The organism is Pseudonocardia terrae, from assembly GCF_021343995.1.
Lineage (GTDB): Bacteria > Actinomycetota > Actinomycetes > Mycobacteriales > Pseudonocardiaceae > Pseudonocardia > Pseudonocardia terrae.
Genome location: NZ_JAJTTE010000129.1, coordinates 1 through 3,261, shown reverse-complemented (window position 1 = coordinate 3,261; position 3,261 = coordinate 1). Strand labels below are relative to the sequence as shown.

The window sequence follows — 3,261 nt, the reverse complement described above, 5'->3', positions numbered from 1 at the left end:
AGCCACCCGGCGTTGCCCCACGAGGACCCGGCGGCGACCCGGCGGCGCTCGAAGATGTCGACGTCGACACCGCGTTCCTGCAGGAACCATGCGGTGGCCAGGCCGACCATGCCCGCGCCGACGACGGCGACCCGTCCGTGGACGGTGTTCACCGCTCTCCCTCGCCGAGGCGGGCCACGAACGCGGGGTCGTCGCAGCGGAGCCGGCGCTCGACCTCGTCGAGCAGAGGCCGCTCATGGTTGCTCAGCACGGTGCTTCTCCTCATCGCTACCACACACATCACCCGTCGATCCCTACGGGTCGCCTACCAGTTGGCAGGCGGATCACTCGCCGGGAAGGACTGCTCGCCCCACTCGTGAACGATGTCGCGTCCACTCCCGCCGGGTTCCGACAATGGTTCGACGTAGATGTCGACCGCCATGTCGAGCCCGTGCGTCGTCGCGGCGAGAACCCAACGCGAAGCCGATGCGTGCCCATTGATCCGTACTCGCGGAACACTGGTCACCGCGCAGTGGTCGTCCACAACTATCTCCATAATCTGCTCGCCGGGCACGTTCCCGCACAACGGTCTTGTCGGTATTGCCGAAAACGGGAGCGCTTGCCCGGCGACCGTCGTCTCTCCGGTTATCGGACCGGCTTGTCGGGGCGGGGCCTGCGCGGCGGGTGCGAAGGCGAGGCCGGGTCCGGGTACGCACGACCTCGGCAAGCTCTGCCGAGCCGGCCAAGGGGCGCCCGTCGACCCCGCACGCAGCCGTGCTCGGATCTCACGTCGCCCCCGGAGGGTCGGCAGCCGGCTGCTCACAGGGCACGACCACCACCGAGCAGGGGGCCTGGGCGGCGCAGCTCAGCGCCATCGCTCGGCCGTCCTCCGAGGGACCGGCTGCGTGCGCGCCCGAGGACCAGCAGATCATCGGGCCGGTCGGCCAGGCGCAGCAGCGTCTCCCCACGATCACCCGCGGCCGCACAGCCGACTCCACAGCACACTCCTTCGCTCGACGAGATCACGTATGCGGCCCCGGCAGATCGCCGGGGCCCGAGTGGTACGAGGACGTTTGGTGGGCCCGCCGACGAGGGTGACTGTCGGGTGCTCTCGGCAGGCCCAGCACCACCATGCCCGGAAAGGGGCGCGGCGGGCAGGTCGCGGACCCGCAACCTCGACCCGGGCCCGGTTGCCGAGGCTCGGCAATCTCACGGTCCATTCGCGCGAATGTGGTACATGTGGCGGCACGGATTCCGCGGTAGCCGGTTCACGCCTGATGCCGGCAACCGGAAACCCGGTCGTGAATGGTCGACATCGCGGCTTCACCGCCGCTACGATCACCGTCGCTGAGCACGACCCGACGCGCCCCGGGTCGTGCTCATTTGCATCTCCACGGCGGCCGCGTGGCGATCCTGCGGGTGCGCAACATCCCCTTTCCGGACGCTTCTCGAAGGAGTGGAACCAGATGACCGAGACGCAGGTGTGGTTGGCGCAGAGTGCGTACGAGCGTTTGAGGGCCGAACTCATGGACCTGCTCCGGCAGCGCACCGAGGGGCTGAGCGGCGATGTGGCGGAGCAGTTCGTCGGCGACAGCGCCGACCACAACACCGATCAGCAGCTGCTGACCGCCCGCCGGGAACGGGAGAACCGAATCAGGAGACTGCAGGAGCTGCTGCAGAATCCCTTGCTGGGTCAGGACCCGCCGGACGACGGAGTGGCCGAGCCGGGAATGGTGCTGACCATCCGCTACGAGGTCGACCAGGAGAGCGAGACGTTCCTTCTCGCCCACACGGAGGACGGCGCCTACCCCGCAGACCTGATGACCTGCTCGCCCGACTCCCCGCTCGGCGTGGCCCTGACCGGCAGGAAACAGGGCGAGAAAGTGCGGTACACACTCCCGAACGGGGAGACGATGGAGGTCACCGTGCTTCGAGCAGTCCCCTACCGCCCGGAAGCGTGGTACACGACCACCCAGGTCGCCGGCTGAGTAGCCCCGTCGGCGGCGTCCGCAGACGGCCGCCGGCCTCGGCAGAGGCGCCGCTCGCCCGCCATCCCCGTCCAACGCAGTTGCTCAGGCCTGTCCCGCACTGCACCGTCGAGAGGAACGCGCCATGTGGATCTACCGCGGTAGATCCGGGAGATCGGTGATCCAGAGCTGGTGCCGGCAACGCCTGGCCGCCTGGCCGCTGCCACACCGGCAGCAGCAGGTGCGTGGCAGCCACCCGCACGACCATCGCTCTGCTCACCTCGTGATCGCCGGTGAGCAGCACCGGCGGACCGTGGTCGTGGTGCCCGGCCGTCACGGCAACGCCGCTGTCCTGACCGAGCTGGTCGAGGCGCTCTCCTCCCGGTACCGGGTCGTCGCGGTGGACGTTCCCGGTGAGGCTGGCCTGGGATCGGGAGGCCGCCCCAACACCGAGCGCCTGCGCGCCTACGGGACGTGGCTCGACGAGCTCCTCGCCACGGTGGCGAGGGAGTGCACCGGTGGGATCACCGTGCTGGCACACGGGTTCGGAGCCGCCGTGGCCCTGGCCGCGCGCCCTGCGCCGCACATCGCAGGGCTGGTGCTGCTCAACCCGTACGGATTCGTGCGCCCGGCCGTCGACCCGCGTGTCGCCGCCGCGTTGCTGGCCTGGCGCCTTGCACCCACCGCGGCAGCGAGCGCCCGGCTGCTCGCCCGGCTCGGCGGTCGGGGCTTCGTCGCGCCACGTGCGCTGATCGACTGGTTGCGGCTGGTCGGCCGGCACGTTGCCACGAGCAGCACACCGCTCGCGCAACCCGAGCCGGCGCACCGCTGGCGCTGGACGCCGTGCACGGTCGCGGTCGGCGAGCACGACCCGCTCTTCGGCGACGGCCGCCTCGTCCGGCCGGTCCGGCGGGCGTTACGCACCAGCGTGGTCACCGTTCCCGACGCCGGCTCGCTGCTGCCCTACGAGAACCCCGAAGCGGTCCTGTCCGTGCTGCGGCTTCACGAAGCGATGCACCGACCACACCCGCGCGCACGACGAACCGCCCGGGCCAGCGCCCCCGGTCCCGACCGCGCCGGTCGACCAGTCGCACCCCATCAGGCAGGCCGGCCGCCAGGCACGGGCGCAGCGTCGAGGCCACCCCGACGACGGCGACCTGCCCGGGGCGGCAACCTCGCGCAGCAACCTCGTTCACCTCGCCGGTCACCACGCTGCCGAACCTCGGCAGGTTCAGCGCCGAGCCGCCGAGCACACTGGTAGGGCACGGCGAGGAGAGAAGACCGATGACACGTCCACCCGAGAAGGCACCGGAGC

At 70.9% G+C, this 3,261-nt stretch carries 4 protein-coding genes; 2 read left to right on the top strand and 2 right to left on the bottom strand.

Going from position 1 to position 3,261, the window contains the following annotated elements:
• Both LWC33_RS35590 and LWC33_RS34460 read right to left on the bottom strand, forming a co-directional pair.
• On the bottom strand, positions 1–152 hold a 152-nt coding region (locus tag LWC33_RS35590; RefSeq protein ID WP_308191061.1), incomplete at its 3' end, for an FAD-dependent oxidoreductase.
• Positions 149–250, bottom strand: coding sequence for a DUF3040 domain-containing protein (locus tag LWC33_RS34460; RefSeq protein WP_233308905.1), 102 nt, complete (start codon positions 248–250; stop codon positions 149–151). The genes LWC33_RS35590 and LWC33_RS34460, both read right to left, overlap by 4 nt.
• A gap of 1,195 nt (positions 251–1,445) precedes the next feature.
• Here LWC33_RS34460 and LWC33_RS34455 point away from each other — a divergent pair.
• Both LWC33_RS34455 and LWC33_RS34450 read left to right on the top strand, forming a co-directional pair.
• The gene (locus LWC33_RS34455; protein WP_233308904.1) at positions 1,446–1,967 is read left to right on the top strand and encodes a GreA/GreB family elongation factor; all 522 of its coding nucleotides are present in this window, start codon (positions 1,446–1,448) and stop codon (positions 1,965–1,967) included.
• Positions 1,968–2,091: 124 nt separating this feature from the next.
• Entirely contained in the window at positions 2,092–3,207 is a 1,116-nt protein-coding gene (locus tag LWC33_RS34450; protein WP_233308903.1) for an alpha/beta fold hydrolase, read from the top strand.
• Positions 3,208–3,261 lie beyond the last annotated feature (54 nt).